The sequence below is a fragment of the Vibrio sp. QJM3NY_27 genome (assembly GCF_057785955.1).
The window spans coordinates 2,952,330-2,968,674 of record NZ_CM173511.1 but is presented as its reverse complement, the minus strand read 5'-3'; the positions used below and the strand labels follow the sequence as shown (position 1 = coordinate 2,968,674).

General features: G+C 45.0%; 13 protein-coding genes. 7 read left to right on the top strand and 6 right to left on the bottom strand.

Annotation, left to right across the window (positions count from 1 at the left end):
- Positions 1 to 61: 61 nt before the first annotated feature.
- From aceE to lpdA, 3 genes are all read left to right on the top strand, one after another.
- On the top strand, positions 62 to 2,725 hold the full coding sequence (gene aceE, locus AC3CIA_RS13110; protein WP_076678245.1) for a pyruvate dehydrogenase (acetyl-transferring), homodimeric type: 2,664 nt from the start codon (positions 62 to 64) through the stop codon (positions 2,723 to 2,725).
- Between the two features lie 26 nt (positions 2,726 to 2,751).
- Entirely contained in the window at positions 2,752 to 4,662 is a 1,911-nt protein-coding gene (gene aceF / locus AC3CIA_RS13105; protein WP_488518220.1) for a pyruvate dehydrogenase complex dihydrolipoyllysine-residue acetyltransferase, read from the top strand.
- Between the two features lie 242 nt (positions 4,663 to 4,904).
- Complete coding sequence (gene lpdA, locus AC3CIA_RS13100; RefSeq protein ID WP_004735450.1) at positions 4,905 to 6,332, top strand: dihydrolipoyl dehydrogenase; 1,428 nt, start codon at positions 4,905 to 4,907, stop codon at positions 6,330 to 6,332.
- Between the two features lie 193 nt (positions 6,333 to 6,525).
- Here the strand turns inward: lpdA and AC3CIA_RS13095 are convergent, their stop codons facing one another.
- Positions 6,526 to 7,131: a LuxR/HapR/OpaR family quorum-sensing transcriptional regulator gene (locus AC3CIA_RS13095; protein WP_017079965.1), complete on the bottom strand. Its 606-nt coding sequence runs from the start codon at positions 7,129 to 7,131 to the stop codon at positions 6,526 to 6,528.
- 337 nt (positions 7,132 to 7,468) lie between these two features.
- Here AC3CIA_RS13095 and hpt point away from each other — a divergent pair, with 337 nt between their 5' ends.
- A complete protein-coding gene (gene hpt / locus AC3CIA_RS13090; RefSeq protein ID WP_004735452.1) occupies positions 7,469 to 7,999 on the top strand; it encodes a hypoxanthine phosphoribosyltransferase in 531 nt (176 codons plus the stop codon).
- A gap of 94 nt (positions 8,000 to 8,093) precedes the next feature.
- Here the strand turns inward: hpt and can are convergent, their stop codons facing one another.
- Positions 8,094 to 8,753, bottom strand: coding sequence for a carbonate dehydratase (gene can / locus AC3CIA_RS13085; protein ID WP_372286196.1), 660 nt, complete (start codon positions 8,751 to 8,753; stop codon positions 8,094 to 8,096).
- A gap of 287 nt (positions 8,754 to 9,040) precedes the next feature.
- Between can and AC3CIA_RS13080 the strand changes: the two genes are divergently transcribed.
- The 3 genes from AC3CIA_RS13080 (at position 9,041) to AC3CIA_RS13070 (ending at position 12,683) form a co-directional block, all read left to right on the top strand.
- A complete protein-coding gene (locus AC3CIA_RS13080) occupies positions 9,041 to 10,672 on the top strand; it encodes a SulP family inorganic anion transporter (RefSeq protein WP_171308167.1) in 1,632 nt (543 codons plus the stop codon).
- Positions 10,673 to 10,993: 321 nt separating this feature from the next.
- The gene (locus tag AC3CIA_RS13075; protein WP_065606150.1) at positions 10,994 to 11,911 is read left to right on the top strand and encodes an ABC transporter ATP-binding protein; all 918 of its coding nucleotides are present in this window, start codon (positions 10,994 to 10,996) and stop codon (positions 11,909 to 11,911) included.
- Between the two features lies 1 nt (position 11,912).
- Positions 11,913 to 12,683, top strand: coding sequence for an ABC transporter permease (locus tag AC3CIA_RS13070; RefSeq protein WP_004735456.1), 771 nt, complete (start codon positions 11,913 to 11,915; stop codon positions 12,681 to 12,683).
- A 92-nt stretch (positions 12,684 to 12,775) separates the two neighbouring features.
- On the opposite strand, the gene panC is transcribed toward AC3CIA_RS13070, so the two are convergent.
- Genes panC through pcnB form a run of 4 tightly spaced genes read right to left on the bottom strand, consistent with a single transcriptional unit; the run spans position 12,776 to position 16,329 of the window.
- Positions 12,776 to 13,666 carry a pantoate--beta-alanine ligase gene (panC, locus tag AC3CIA_RS13065; protein WP_065205139.1) on the bottom strand — a complete coding sequence of 297 codons (891 nt, stop codon included), beginning with the start codon at positions 13,664 to 13,666 and terminating at the stop codon, positions 12,776 to 12,778.
- Between the two features lie 8 nt (positions 13,667 to 13,674).
- Positions 13,675 to 14,469, bottom strand: a complete 795-nt coding sequence (panB, locus tag AC3CIA_RS13060) for a 3-methyl-2-oxobutanoate hydroxymethyltransferase (RefSeq protein WP_054547495.1) — start codon at positions 14,467 to 14,469, stop codon at positions 13,675 to 13,677.
- Between the two features lie 22 nt (positions 14,470 to 14,491).
- Positions 14,492 to 14,977: a 2-amino-4-hydroxy-6-hydroxymethyldihydropteridine diphosphokinase gene (gene folK, locus AC3CIA_RS13055; RefSeq protein ID WP_004735459.1), complete on the bottom strand. Its 486-nt coding sequence runs from the start codon at positions 14,975 to 14,977 to the stop codon at positions 14,492 to 14,494.
- Complete coding sequence (gene pcnB / locus AC3CIA_RS13050; protein WP_004735460.1) at positions 14,974 to 16,329, bottom strand: polynucleotide adenylyltransferase PcnB; 1,356 nt, start codon at positions 16,327 to 16,329, stop codon at positions 14,974 to 14,976. The genes folK and pcnB overlap by 4 nt, the downstream gene beginning before the upstream one ends.
- Positions 16,330 to 16,345 lie beyond the last annotated feature (16 nt).

The window sequence follows — 16,345 nt, the reverse complement described above, 5'->3', positions numbered from 1 at the left end:
CGTAATACTTCGGCTATTTACGTGTTTAGTAGAATCCAACTAACAAAAAGGATAGATCGCCATGTCTGACATGAAGCATGACGTTGATGCTCTGGAAACTCAAGATTGGTTAGAAGCTCTTGAGTCAGTAGTACGTGAAGAAGGTGTAGAACGTGCACAGTTTTTACTAGAACAAGTTCTAGATAAAGCGCGTTTAGATGGTGTTGATATGGCTACAGGCATCAACACGAACTACATCAACACAATTCCAGCAGCACAAGAGCCAGCTTACCCTGGTGACGTAACTCTTGAGCGTCGTATTCGTTCGATTATTCGCTGGAACGCAATCATGATCGTATTGCGTGCTTCTAAGAAAGACCTAGACCTTGGTGGTCACATGGCTTCTTACCAGTCAGCTGCAGCGTTCTACGAAGTATGTTTCAACCACTTCTTCCGTGCTCCAAATGAGACGGACGGTGGCGATCTAGTTTATTACCAAGGTCACATCTCTCCAGGTATCTACTCTCGTGCATTCGTTGAAGGTCGTCTAACTGAAGAACAGCTAGATAACTTCCGTCAAGAAGTTGATGGTAAAGGTATTCCTTCTTACCCGCACCCGAAACTGATGCCTGAGTTCTGGCAGTTCCCAACAGTATCTATGGGTCTTGGTCCTATCTCTGCGATCTACCAAGCGCGCTTCCTTAAGTACCTTGACGGCCGTGGCCTGAAAGAAACTTCAGCGCAACGCGTATACGCGTTCCTAGGTGACGGTGAGATGGATGAGCCAGAATCACGTGGTGCGATCTCTTTCGCTGCGCGTGAGAAGCTAGACAACCTATGTTTCCTAATCAACTGTAACCTACAGCGTCTAGACGGCCCTGTAATGGGTAACGGCAGCATCATTCAAGAACTTGAAGGCCTATTCAAAGGCGCAGGTTGGAACGTTGTTAAAGTTATCTGGGGTAGCAACTGGGATTCTCTACTGGCTAAAGACACGACTGGTAAGCTTCTTCAATTAATGAACGAAACTATCGATGGTGACTACCAGACATTCAAATCTAAAGATGGCGCATACGTACGTGAGCACTTCTTTGGTAAGTACCCAGAAACAGCTGCACTAGTTGCAGACATGACTGATGACGAAATCTTCGCTCTTAAGCGTGGTGGTCACGATTCTTCTAAACTGTTTGCTGCATTCAACAATGCAAAAGAGACAAACGGTAAGCCAACGGTAATCCTAGCTAAAACTGTTAAAGGTTACGGCATGGGTGATGCAGCTGAAGGTAAGAACATTGCACACGGCGTTAAGAAAATGGACATGACTCATGTTCAACACCTACGTGATCGCCTAGGCCTAGAAGACATTCTTTCTGATGAGAAAATCACAGAACTTCCTTACCTGAAGTTAGAAGAAGGTACGCCTGAATACGAATACATGCACGCTCGTCGTAATGCTCTACACGGTTACACGCCTGCACGTCTTCCTAAGTTTACTCAAGAATTCAAGGTTCCTGAGCTAGACGCATTCGCACCTCTACTAGGTGAACAGAAGCGTGATATCTCTACAACTATGGCTTATGTACGTACGCTAAACATCCTTCTTAAAGATAAGAACATTGGTAAGAACATCGTTCCTATCATCTGTGATGAAGCTCGTACATTCGGTATGGAAGGTCTATTCCGTCAGGTTGGTATCTACAACCCACACGGTCAAGAATACACACCTGAAGACAAAGGCATCGTTTCTTACTACAAAGAAGCAACGTCTGGTCAAGTTCTTCAAGAAGGTATCAACGAACTAGGTTCTATGGCTTCATGGGTTGCTGCTGCAACTTCATACAGCACAAACGATCTACCGATGATCCCGTTCTACATCTACTACTCAATGTTCGGTTTCCAACGTATTGGCGACATGGCTTGGTTAGCAGGCGACCAACAAGCTCGTGGCTTCCTACTAGGTGCTACTGCAGGTCGTACAACACTGAATGGTGAAGGTCTACAGCACGAAGATGGTCACTCGCACATTCAAGCGAACACGATCCCTAACTGTATCTCTTACGACCCAACGTTTGCTTACGAGCTAGCGGTTATCATGCAAGACGGTATCCGTCGCATGTACGGTGAGAATCAAGAGAACGTTTACTACTACCTAACAGTAATGAACGAGAACTACGCAATGCCAGCAATGCCAGAAGGCGCTGAAGAAGGCATTCGTAAGGGTATCTACAAGCTTGAATCTCACGCTGGTGCTAAGGGCAAAGTTCAACTAATGAGCTCTGGTACTATCATGAACGAAGCGCGTAAAGCGGCTGAAATTCTAAGCGAAGAGTACGGCGTAGCCTCTGACGTATTCTCTGTAACGTCGTTCAACGAACTAACTCGTGACGGCCAAGCGGTAGAGCGTGACAACATGCTTCACCCAGAAGCTGAAGAGAAAGTACCGTACATCACGACTGTTCTTGGTAAAGAACCTGCAATCGCAGTGACTGACTACATGAAGAACTACGCTGAGCAAGTACGTGCGTACATGCCAACTGAGTCTTACAAAGTACTTGGTACAGATGGTTTCGGCCGTTCTGACAGCCGTGCAAACCTACGTCGTCACTTCGAAGTTAACGCTGGCTACATCGTAGTTGCAGCTCTAACTGAACTGGCTAAACGTGGTGATATCGAGAAATCAGTAGTTGCTGAAGCAATTGCTAAGTTCGATATCGACACTGAAAAAACTAACCCGCAATACGCATAAGACTGGCATTAAGGTAGGTAAATACAATGACAATCGAAATTAATGTACCAGACATCGGTGCTGACGAGGTTGAAGTAACTGAGATTCTTGTAAACGTTGGCGACAAGGTTGAAGAAGAGCAGTCACTGATCACTGTTGAAGGCGACAAAGCTTCAATGGAAGTTCCTGCGTCTCAAGCGGGTATCGTTAAAGAAATCAAGATTTCAGAAGGTGATTCTGTTTCTACTGGTTCTCTTATCATGATCTTCGAAGCGGAAGGTGCTGCAGCAGCACCGGCTGCGCCAGCAGTTGAAGCGGCGGCACCAGTTGCAGCTGCTCCTGCAGCAGCTGAGCTTAAAGAAGTTCACGTTCCTGATATCGGCGGTGATGAAGTTGAAGTAACTGAAATCATGGTAGCTATCGGTGACGCAGTAGAAGAAGAGCAATCTCTTCTTACTGTTGAAGGTGACAAGGCTTCAATGGAAGTACCTGCACCATTCGCTGGTATCGTTAAAGAAATCAAGATCGCTTCTGGTGATTCAGTATCTACTGGTTCTCTAGTAATGGTATTTGAAGTGGCAGGTTCTGGCGCACCAGTTGCAGCAGCTCCTGCTCCAGCGGCGGCACCAGTTGCAGCAGCTCCTGCTCCAGCGGCGGCACCAGTTGCAGCTGCTCCAGCAGCATCTGCTGAGAAAGAAGTGAACGTTCCTGATATCGGTGGCGACGAAGTAGAAGTTACTGAAATCATGGTAGCGGTTGGCGATACAGTAGAAGAAGAGCAATCTCTAATTACGGTTGAAGGCGACAAAGCTTCAATGGAAGTGCCTGCACCATTCGCTGGTACAGTAAAAGAGATCAAGATTGCAGCTGGTGACAAAGTGTCAACAGGCTCTTCAATAATGACTTTCGTTGTTGAAGGCGCAGCTCCAGTAGCAGTAGCGGCTCCAGCACAAGCAGCAGCTCCGGCAGCAGCACCTGCACCTAAAGCAGTAGCTCCAGCAGCTGGCGACTTCCAAGAGAACGGTGACTACGCGCACGCTTCTCCAGTTGTTCGTCGTCTTGCTCGCGAATTTGGCGTTAACCTTTCTAAGGTTAAAGGTACTGGTCGTAAGAGCCGTATCCTTAAAGAAGACGTTCAGTCTTACGTTAAAGATGCACTTAAGCGTCTAGAGTCTGGTGCTGCGGCATCTGGCAAAGGCGGCGACGGTTCTGCTCTTGGTCTACTACCATGGCCAAAAGTTGACTTCAGCAAGTTCGGCGAAACTGAAGTTCAGAAGCTTTCTAAGATTAAGAAGATCTCTGGCGCTAACCTGCACCGTAACTGGGTAATGATCCCTCACGTTACACAGTGGGACAACGCAGACATCACTGAGCTAGAAGCATTCCGTAAAGAACAGAACGCAATCGAAGCGAAGAAAGACACTGGCATGAAGATCACTCCACTTGTGTTCATCATGAAAGCTGTTGCTAAAGCGCTAGAAGCATTCCCGGCATTCAATTCGTCTCTTTCTGACGATGGCGAAAGCATCATTCTTAAGAAGTACGTAAACGTGGGTATCGCAGTTGATACACCAAACGGCCTAGTTGTTCCTGTTTTCAAAGACGTGAACAAGAAAGGTATTTACGAGCTATCTGAAGAACTAATGGTTGTTTCTAAGAAAGCACGCTCTGGTAAGCTAACAGCAGCAGACATGCAAGGCGGTTGTTTCACAATCTCTAGCCTTGGTGGTATTGGCGGTACTGCATTTACTCCAATCGTAAATGCTCCAGAAGTAGGTATCCTAGGTGTATCTAAGTCTGAGATTAAGCCAGTTTGGAATGGTAAAGAGTTCCAACCACGTCTACAGCTTCCACTGTCTCTATCATACGATCACCGCGTGATCGATGGTGCTGAAGGTGCACGCTTCATTACTTTCCTAAACAGCGCACTATCTGACATTCGTCGTCTAGTACTGTAATTGAGAAAGTAATTATTAAGGTGACTTTCGGGTCACCTTAATTCTTTATATAAAGACTATTTTTAGAGAACAGTTTCCGGCATTTCTCATAAACTGCGGGGGAATTGTTGTCTAGCTCACAGGCTAACTTAAAGCTACTTTCACACTGTTAACATCTCTGTAAAATGTTTCCTGTTTGAAAGCCCAATAATTTTAAGAACATCTACTCAGCCTGTTAGGGATAATGACTACAAGAGGTCACAATGAGCAAAGAAATTAAAGCCCAAGTTGTTGTACTTGGTTCAGGTCCTGCTGGCTACTCAGCGGCATTCCGTTGTGCGGATTTAGGTCTAGAAACAGTACTAGTTGAACGTTACAGCACTCTTGGTGGTGTATGTCTAAACGTTGGTTGTATTCCATCAAAAGCACTTCTTCACGTATCTAAAGTAATTGAAGAAGCAAAAGCGATGGCAGAGCACGGCGTTGTATTCGGCGAGCCACAAACGGACATCAACAAAGTTCGTATCTGGAAAGACAAAGTAGTTGATCAACTGACTGGCGGTCTTGGCGGTATGGCTAAGATGCGTAATGTTACTGTTGTTAACGGTTTCGGTAAGTTTACTGGTCCTAACAGCATCGAAGTTGTTGGCGAAGAAACGACAACAATTAACTTTGATAATGCAATCATTGCAGCGGGTTCTCGCCCAATCAAACTTCCGTTCATCCCACATGAAGACCCACGTATTTGGGATTCAACGGATGCACTAGAACTAAACGAAGTACCAGAAAAACTGCTTATCATGGGCGGCGGTATCATCGGTCTTGAGATGGGTACGGTTTACCACTCTCTAGGTTCTAAAGTTGAAGTTGTTGAGATGTTCGATCAAGTTATCCCTGCTGCGGATAAAGACATCGTTAAAGTCTTCACTAAACGCATCAAGAACAAGTTCAAGCTAATGCTTGAAACTAAAGTGACTGCTGTTGAAGCGAAAGAAGATGGTATCTACGTTTCAATGGAAGGCAAAAAAGCACCAGCTGAAGCTGAGCGCTACGATGCTGTTCTTGTTGCTATCGGTCGTGTTCCAAACGGTGCACTTATCGACGCTGAAAAAGCGGGTATCGAAGTTGATGAGCGTGGTTTCATCAATGTTGATAAGCAAATGCGTACTAACGTTCCTCACATCCACGCGATCGGTGACGTTGTTGGTCAACCAATGCTTGCTCACAAAGGTGTGCATGAAGGTCACGTAGCTGCTGAAGTTATCTCTGGTAAGAAGCACTACTTCGATCCTAAAGTAATCCCATCAATTGCGTACACTGAGCCAGAAGTTGCTTGGGTAGGTAAGACTGAGAAAGAAGCGAAAGCGGAAGGCCTGAACTACGAAGTTGCTACTTTCCCTTGGGCTGCTTCTGGTCGTGCAATCGCTTCTGACTGTGCAGACGGTATGACTAAGATGATCTTTGATAAAGATACTCATCGCGTAATCGGTGGTGCTGTTGTTGGTACTAACGGTGGTGAACTTCTTGGTGAAATCGGCCTAGCAATCGAAATGGGTTGTGATGCAGAAGATATCGCTCTTACTATCCACGCTCACCCAACTCTACACGAGTCTGTTGGTCTAGCTGCGGAAGTATTCGAAGGTTCAATCACTGACCTTCCAAACAAAAAAGCAGTAAAAAAGAAGAAGTAATTCTTTCTTAACGACTCGCTAATGTTTTTAAAAGCCGCTGATTCGTCAGCGGTTTTTTTATATCTGAAGTAAGGAATAGGAACGTTTCACTCCGAGATGCGAGTACGCTGCGCTTCGGGATGCGAAGAGCCATTCCATTCTACAAAAAAAGGGTTGACCGATTAGGCCAACCCTTAAATCATTTATCTCGAATCTACTTATAAATGCACAGCATGTTCAAGTAACTATCCGTTAAGCTTGAAAGCTCTTCTGGCGTTTCTACACGTTTCGCTTGAATGAACAGTGAGTAGCAAATGCCGTGGAATAGGTTCGCTAGATGTTTAGGGTCGTGATCGTCGCAAACTTCGCCGCGTTCGATCGCTTTACTAAACATGTTTTGTACTAACATTTGGTTAGTGCGGTTGGTGGTTACGAATAGAGGCCATACTTCATCACGAGTCGAAGCGCTCCATTCAAACCATACGTTCAACCAATGGCTATCGTGAGCCACTAACGTCACCATTTCAGTCGCAATATTATGTAGGTTTTGTTTTGCGTGAATATCCAGATCGATATTGTCTGAAAGGAAGTTAGAGAATTGGCGTACAACATGATTAAGCACTTCATCAACCAGATCTTCACGGGTAGGGAAGTAATTAAATACCGTTGCTACAGACACCTGAGCGATGTCTGCAATATCAGCGTGTCCACCACGACCAATACCGCGGCGAGAGAATACCTCAAGAGCGATTTCCATCAATTGAAGTTTTCTTTTTAAAGGTGAAAGCCTAGTTCTAGGTCTCTTAGATATTGAGTCCATTTTATTTTCCTTGCCAACGAAATTTTTATATTAATGATTTTATTATTATTTAAGCCAAGATGAGTGTAATGGTGCATATGCGAATGGTCAATCCTTTGAGCTTGTTTTATAGGCAGTTACATCAAACTAGATCCATAAAGCGTGATCAGGATTGATGTGAAAGGAAGCGAGTATTGGATAGGGCATCAGCGCACATTTAATTGAGAATCTCACAGTAAATTAGAACCATAAGGTGGTGTGGGTATTTGAGCAGTGCTAGACTTACCCACAAAATTGAGCGACACAACTGACGAAACTGTCAACATTCGTCGCAATCACCAAATAAAATGAGAGCAGTATGAAGCATACAGTTGAAGTCATGATCTCTGAGCAAGAAGTTCAGGATCGAGTGAACGTATTAGGCAAGCAGATCACGGAGCACTACAAAGGCAGTGAAGATCTCGTTTTAGTTGGCTTATTACGTGGATCTTTTGTCTTTATGGCGGATCTTGCTCGTGCTATCGATTTAACTCACCAAGTTGATTTCATGACCGCGTCTAGCTACGGCAACGGCATGGAAAGCTCACGTGACGTTCGTATTTTGAAAGACCTTGATGATGATATCCAAGGTAAAGATGTTCTGCTTGTAGAAGACATTATCGATACAGGTAACACACTGACTAAAGTGAAAGAGATTTTGAGCCTACGTGGCCCTAAATCTATCGAAATCTGTACGTTATTAGACAAGCCTTCTCGCCGCGAAGTGATTGTCGATACAAAGTGGATTGGTTTTGAGATTCCTGATGAGTTCGTTGTTGGTGTTGGTATCGACTACGCACAAAAATATCGTCACCTACCGTACATCGGTAAAGTAGTACCTCAAGAGTAATCACTGCTCTATGAAGAAAAACAAAAAAGGCTCGCACAATGCGAGCCTTTCTTATATCTATTCTTTACTATATCAACGGGTTAGACGTTAAGAATTAACCGAGGATTGGAGACGATAGGATTTTTTCAAGAGCTTCTAAGTGACTATTTTCTAACGTGTCATTACTTGAACAACGAACGCCAAGATCTTGTAGCTTGCCGTTACCAATACCATAAACTACACCGTGGATTTCAATATCTTGTCCACGTTCCCATGCGGTTTGCATGATGGTTGAGTTACCAAGGTTATAGACTTGCTCAGCAACGTTAATTTCGCACAACTTGTCACCCCATTGTTCACGGGGTAGAGATTCAATTTGCTTACGGTACTTAAGGTAGTTATCGCGAATGTGGAGTAGCCAGTTGTTGATAAGGCCAAGTTTAGGGTTATCAATCGCTGCATTAACACCACCACAGCCATAGTGACCGCATACAATGATGTGTTTAACTTTGAGTACGTCAACGGCGTATTGCACAACCGATAAGCAGTTGAGATCGGTATGAACCACTTGGTTTGCTACATTTCGATGAACAAACAGTTCGCCAGAATACAAACCAGTGAGACGCTCGGCCGGTACTCGGCTATCAGAGCAGCCAATCCATAGAAAGCCAGGGCTTTGCCCTTCTTCAAGCGTTGTAAAATACTCAGGTCTTTGAGAGCGAATTTCTTCAGACCATTTAGAGTTGTTTTCAAAAAGCTGTTTAATCTCTGGCATTTTGCGTCTTACATCCCTTCATTAAGAATTGTAACTATACACAATGTTACAAATTCAATCCCGTAAAAACTGCGTCAACACGTACTCATCTGACGTGTTCTAGTCGTTAAGATCATTAACTTAGCACAGAAACTATCATCTGGTTATAAGTCATGAATAATGTGATTGAATTAACACTTTCTGTCTGATTAACTCATTTGTTAAAGTGATAAGGTTTGTCATTTTCATCATCAGGAAGGTGTGTTTTGTTTGGAAGTCGTTTTGCGGATATCAGTCTCAAAGGAGACATGTTTGGCGGTGTCACCACAGCCATCATCTCATTGCCTTTAGCGTTGGCATTTGGTGTTGCGTCTGGTGCGGGCGCGGAAGCTGGCCTTTGGGGCGCCATCATGGTCGGTCTATTTGCGGCGTTGTTTGGCGGTTCGAGCAGTCTGATATCAGAACCTACCGGACCAATGACGGTGATCATGACAGCAGTGATGACAAGCATGGTGGCCAAGTACCCTGAAACCGGAATGGCAATGACCTTTACCGTGGTCATGATGGCGGGTGCTTTTCAGATATTACTTGGCACCTTAAAGCTCGGAAAATACGTTACTTTGATGCCATATAGCGTGATTTCTGGGTTTATGTCGGGTATCGGCGTTATTCTGATTATCTTGCAGCTATCACCATTGTTAGGACATGCGGCTCCATCTGGCGGGGTGATGGGCACGCTTTCCGCATTGCCTGATACGTTAGCCCATCTGAAAATAAGCGAACTGTTTCTAGGGGTATTAACACTCGGTATTTTGTTTGGTTTTCCGGCTAAATATCGTAAGTATGTGCCCGCTCAACTGGTTGCTTTGGTTGCTGTCACCCTTTTATCCGTCATTATTTTTGATATCGACTCTATCCGCCGTATCGGTGAGATCCCCGCGGGTTTGCCCTCTCTCGTTATTCCGACAATCAGTTCTGAACAATTTACGACCATGGTTATCGACGCCTTGGTGCTGGGTACGTTGGGTTGCATTGATACGCTTCTGACTGCGGTTATCGGAGATTCACTGACTCGTAAAGAACATGATTCAGATAAAGAACTTCGTGGCCAAGGCATCGCGAATATGATCTCTGGTCTGTTTGGTGCGCTACCTGGTGCGGGCGCAACCATGGGTACCGTAACCAATATTCAGGTGGGTGCTCGTTCTCCACTTTCTGGTGTTATTCGAGCTTTAGTTTTGGCATTGGTGGTATTGGTTGCTGGTGGCTTAACTGAACCTATCCCTATGGCGGTATTGGCTGGCATTGCGATGTATGTTGGTTTCAATATTCTTGACTGGAGCTTTATCCAGCGAGCACACAAAGTGAGTTATGCCGGCATGGGTGTAATGTACGGCGTGATGCTGTTGACTGTATTCGTGGACTTGATTATTGCTGTTGGTCTTGGTGTCTTTATATCGAACATCCTGATTATTGAAAGATTGAGCCGAGAGCAAGCAAGACAAGTTAAGGCGATCAGTGATGGTGATGATGAAGATGATATCCCATTGACCGATAGCGAACGTCAGTTACTGGATAGTGCCAATGGTAAAGTGCTGTTCTTTTACCTTTCTGGGCCGATGATCTTCAGTGTTTCAAAGGCGATTTCACGTCAGCACTCTAGTATCTCTGATTACGAAGTGATGATTCTAGATCTGACAGATGTGCCGATGATTGATGTGACGGTTGGGCTTGCATTAGAAAATGCGATTAAAGATGCATTGGATGCGCAGTGTGAAGTGTACTTGTTGTGTCCGAATGAGAATACTCGTCAGCAGCTAGAGAAATTCCACGTGCTTGATCTTGTGCCGGAATCTAACACTTACCGATTCAGGTATGAAGCTCTGACAGCTGCAACAAGCTATGTTGATAGAGATGAACATCAATTTGAGTCAGTTTAATTTTCAGTAATAATCTGACATGAATCAGTTATAGATGCCAAATCTAGTATTGGTGATTAATGCCGTTAAGTTATTAACTTAACGGCATTTTTATGTTTACTGAACTCTGAACTGGTCTTTACGTAGCTAATATTCTTGTTCGCTTTCGAAAGAAACCCTCACTCGGTATTTGTATTAATCGTTAATCAACGATAGACTTGTTTGCAAAATGGCCGAGTAAACAAGTTTGGGTTAGTTTTCTGCTAGCTCGTTTTAAGCATTACTCTCTTCCTCAAGCTCGGTCATCAACATCTTATCTATAGCAAATGGCAGTCTATCTCTATGTATGCATTAGAAATTGAGCAATTAAGAAAAACTTATGCAGGGGGCTTTGAGGCTCTTAAAGGCGTTAGTTTACAAGTAGAAAAAGGCGATTTTTACGCTCTGCTTGGTCCAAATGGCGCAGGTAAATCAACCACCATTGGTGTTATCTCTTCACTGGTTAACAAAACTTCAGGCAAGGTTAAAGTGTTCGGCTACGACATTGATACCGATCTGGAGTTGGCGAAACAGAACTTAGGTCTAGTGCCGCAAGAGTTTAACTTTAACCCGTTCGAAACCGTTGAGCAGATCGTGCTGCAACAAGCGGGTTATTACGGTGTGCCAAAAGCACTGGCGAAAGAGCGAGCGAAAAAATACTTATCTCAGCTCGATTTGTGGGAAAAGCGTGGCGAACGTGCACGTAACTTGTCTGGTGGTATGAAGCGTCGTTTGATGATCGCACGTGCACTGATGCATGAGCCTCATTTGTTGATTCTTGATGAGCCAACGGCGGGCGTTGATATTGAATTGCGCCGTTCAATGTGGGGGTTCCTGAAAGAGATCAATGAGAAGCAGGGTATTACCATTATCTTGACTACACACTACCTAGAAGAAGCGGAAATGTTGTGTCGTAACATTGGTATTATCAACCGTGGTGAGCTGATCGAGAATACAACAATGAAGTCGCTGCTGGGTAAGTTGAGTGCAGAGACCTTTATTCTTGATCTTGAAGAGGGCGTGACTGAACCTAAACTTGAAGGTGTGAATAGCCAAGTGATGGTTAATGGTTCGCTAGAAATCGAAATCGACAAGAACCTAGGTTTGAATACCATCTTTGCTCAATTGAGTGAACAGCAGGTGAAAGTCCTTTCTATGCGTAACAAAGCAAACCGTTTAGAAGAGCTATTTGTGAGTATTGTCCGTGAGGGGAGTAAATAATATGTACAGCCTATATTGGACCGCTTTCTGTAGCTTGTTGACCAAAGAGATCAATCGCTTTACTCGTATCTGGGTGCAAACGCTTGTCCCGCCAGCGATTACCATGACGCTGTATTTCATCATATTTGGCAACCTTATCGGTGCGCGTATTGGTGAAATGAACGGCTTTAGCTACATGGAATACATTGTTCCCGGCCTGATCATGATGTCGGTGATCACTAACTCATACTCCAACGTTGCTTCGTCGTTTTTTAGTGCCAAATTCCAGAAGAACATTGAAGAGTTGCTTGTCGCGCCAGTTCCTAACTACGTGATTATTGCTGGTTTCGTAATGGGCGGTGTGGTGCGTGGCTTGTTAGTGGGTACCATAGTCACATTCGTATCGCTTTTCTTTGTCGACCTGCAAGTTGACCATTGGGGCGTGATTATTGCGACAGTATTTCTAACGTCGGTTGTGTTCGCTCTGGGTGGCTTAATCAACGCTGTATTTGCACGCACGTTTGACGATATCTCTATTATCCCGACCTTTATCTTAACGCCGCTGACGTACCTTGGTGGTGTGTTCTACTCGATCAGTTTATTGCCTGAATTTTGGCAAGGTGTGTCGAAACTGAACCCAATTGTGTACATGGTTAATGCGTTCAGATATGGCTTCTTGGGCGTGTCTGATGTGGGTATTGTAACGTCGTTTGGTGTATTGGGTGTGTTTATCGTAGCGCTGTATGGCGTTGCACACTATCTAGTGACTAAGGGGATTGGCTTACGTAGTTAATAAATAGCGGATTAAGCTCTGAATGACAGACAAAGAAAAAGGTCGATATTACATCGACCTTTTTTATGTCTTGCGTTCAAGCTAGAGGCTGATTACTCCGCCGTTTCTTCTTTCACTTCTTCTTTAGTTTCCGTTACCAAATCGAGAACTTGGTTGTCGATAAGACGCGTCTTACCTAGGAAAGCTGACATCAGGATCACGGCTTGTGTGGATTCTGAAGTGATAGCTTGCAACGTCTTAGCATCGCAAATGAAGATTTCATCGGGTTGAAGATCGGCTGCACGAAGCTGGTCTGTCGCATCTTCAATAACAGATGCGTAGTCATCACGACCGCCACGAATTGCGCTGCTGACCCAACGCATAGTACGCGCTAGAACAGGAGCTCGTTGACGCTCGTCAATCGTTAGGTTGCTATTGCGAGAGCTCATTGCCAAGCCATCCATTTCACGAACGGTCGCTACGCCGACAACTTCAATGTCTAACGCTAAATCTGTTGTCATCTGGCGAATAACAGCAAGTTGCTGAAAGTCTTTCTCACCGAAGCATGCAAAGTTTGGCTGAACGATATTAAACAATTTAGTGACAATCGTTGATACGCCGCGGAAGTGACCTGGACGAGACGCGCCTTCAAGCATGTGAGATATGCCTGGAACTTCAACAAACGTCTGTTTATCTAATCCATCTGGGTACATGACTTCTGGTGTCGGTGTAAACACGAGCTCAACACCTTCGGCTGTTAACTTACTTAAATCAGCTTCTAACGTACGAGGGTAGTTGTTCAAGTCATCGGTACGATCAAACTGCATCGGGTTAACAAAGATGCTTACCACAACAATGTCCGCCAGTTCACGAGCTTTCTTGACCAGAGTCAGGTGACCTTCATGCAGGTTTCCCATTGTCGGGACAAAAGCAACCGTACGTCCATCACGCTTAAACTGTTTAATCTGCTCACGAAGAGCCGCTATTTCAGCAAAAGTTTGCATAGTTACTCCTAAGCGATTGTATGAGCATCATCAGGGAAACGTGCGCTCTCTACTTCTTCTTTGTATAGAGCGACGGCTTTACGCATATCACCTGTTTCAGCTAGGAAATTCTTAGAGAATTTCGGCATGTAGTTCGCAGAAATACCGAACATGTCATGCATAACCAGGATCTGACCATCGGTAACATTACCTGCGCCGATACCGATAACGGGTACGTCACAAGCTTCTGTAATTCGTTTTGCCAATGAAGCGGGTACACATTCAAGGAGAACGATTTGAGCACCTGCGTTTTGTAGTGCTAGAGCGTCAGCAACCATTTTGTCGGCTTGCTCGTCGTCACGACCTTGTACTTTGTAACCACCAAAAATGTTCACAGACTGAGGCGTTAAGCCTAAGTGTGCACATACTGGTACTGCACGCTCTGTTAGCATCTTCACAGTATCAACCAACCAGCTTCCGCCTTCGATTTTTACCATGTTCGCACCAGCACGCATCAATGTTGCTGCGCTCTCACAGGCTTGCTCTGGCGTTGCGTAGCTCATGAAAGGCATGTCAGCCATAAGAAGACAGTTTGGGCTACCTGCACGCACTGAGCGAGTATGGTAAGCAATGTCTTCAACGGTTACTGGTAATGTGTCGTTATGGCCTTGTAGAACCATACCCAGTGAGTCACCGACAAGTAGAACTGGCATTTCTTGGCTTTCGAATAACTGAGCAAAGCTCGCATCATAAGCTGTCGACGTCGCGAATTTACGGCCTTCACTTTTGCATTTGATCAGGTCGTTAATGGTTACTTTTTTCATTGGTTTTCCTTAATGCGCTTGGCTATTGTTGCCAAACATTGAGCCCGTTCTTATCAACTATTTTGAGTAGTTCTGTCAGCTCAGTCCCATCAGGGAGTTGTAAACTTGGTGCGATTTCAGCAAGCGGGTAAAGTACAAACTCTCGTTCTTTCATTCCGTAATGAGGAACGATTAAGCGCTCTGAATCGATCACCTCATTGCCGTATAACACAATGTCGAGATCCAAAGTTCTTGGCCCCCAACGCTCGTCTTTACGGACGCGCCCTTGCTCTAGCTCGATCTTTTGAGTGCAATCAAGCAGTTCAATTGGCGTTAATTCGGTTTGGATTGCTACTACCGCGTTGATGTAGTCAGGTTGGTTTTGCGGCCCCATTGGAGTGCTACTATATAGCTGAGAGGTCGCAATAAACGTTGATCGCGGTAGGCTTTTTAGCGTTTCGATAGCCAAGTTTGCTTGGCTAACTGGGTCGGCAAGGTTGCTGCCGACCGCAATATAAGCCGTTATCATTCGGACTGCTTACTCTTTTTGTTTCGGTAAGTCTTACGGCGACGATGGCCTGATTTTGATGGTGCTGCAACGTCGTTAGCCATCGCTTGGCGCATGTTGCGGCCTGCGGTCTGATAACGCTCCCACCATTTTGCTAGTTCTTTGGTTTCGCCACCCTCAATCTCGCCACGCATTTCTAAGAAGTCGTAACCAGCACGGAACTTATTCAGTTCCATAAGACGAACAGCACGTTTACCGTTACGACGAGGCAGTCGCAATTGCAGTTGCCAAACTTCACGAACGGTCGCTGTGTGACGACGAGGAATAGCAATAGACTTAACTTGCTGGTCAAGAATGATGTTGCTCGCTTCCATGATCGCATCGTAATGCGCCATACCCTGCTCAGCGACAAGCTTGTCTGCAAGCTTGTTCATTGGGTACCAAAGAATCGCTGCAAACATAAATGCAGGGTTTACTCGCTTGCCATCTTCGATGCGAAGGTCGGTTGAGTCGAGTACTAAGTCAAGCATCTGCTCTGTATGAGAGTCGTAACCTTCAGTGAAGTGCTCTGCAATTGCAGGGAACATCTGTTGGAACAGGTTGTATTCACGCATTAGGTGATAGGTTTCTAAACCGTGACCTGATTGAAGTAATTTCAGAGACTCTTCGTAAAGGCGCGCTGCTGGGATATCTTTTAGCAGGTGTGCCAGTTCTTCGATAGGGTCTGCTGTGTCTTCTTCAATATCGAAATCCAGTTTGGCGGCGAAACGCATTGCGCGAAGCATACGTACCGGGTCTTCACGGTAGCGAGTTTCTGGATCGCCAATTAAGCGGATCAGCTTGTCTTCTAAATCTTCCACACCACCCGCGTAATCGTGAATGCTGTAGTCTGCAATGTTGTAGTACATCGCATTAATAGTGAAGTCACGACGCTCTGCATCTTCATCAACATTGCCGTACACGTTATCGCGTAGCAACATGCCTTCATCAGATTGCGCAGAAACGTTTTTCGATGGCTCTTGGTGGTGGCCACGGAAAGTTGCCACTTCAATGATGTCACGACCAAACATGATATGTGCTAAGCGGAAACGGCGGCCGATAAGGCGACAGTTTCTGAAGAGGTTTTTGATTTGTTCTGGTGTTGCGTTGGTCGCAATATCAAAATCTTTTGGCTGTGAGCCTAATAAGATATCGCGAACACCACCACCGACTAGAAATGCGTCAAAACCCGCACCATTCAGGCGATATAGCACTTTTAGTGCGTTGTCGCTGATCTGCTTGCGTGAAATATTGTGCTCTTGACGAGTATATATATTCAGAGCTAATTCGTGGAATCCGCGTTGTTCGCTTGGGGTATTGTCGTTTGTATTCATTAGTTTAGAACAAAGT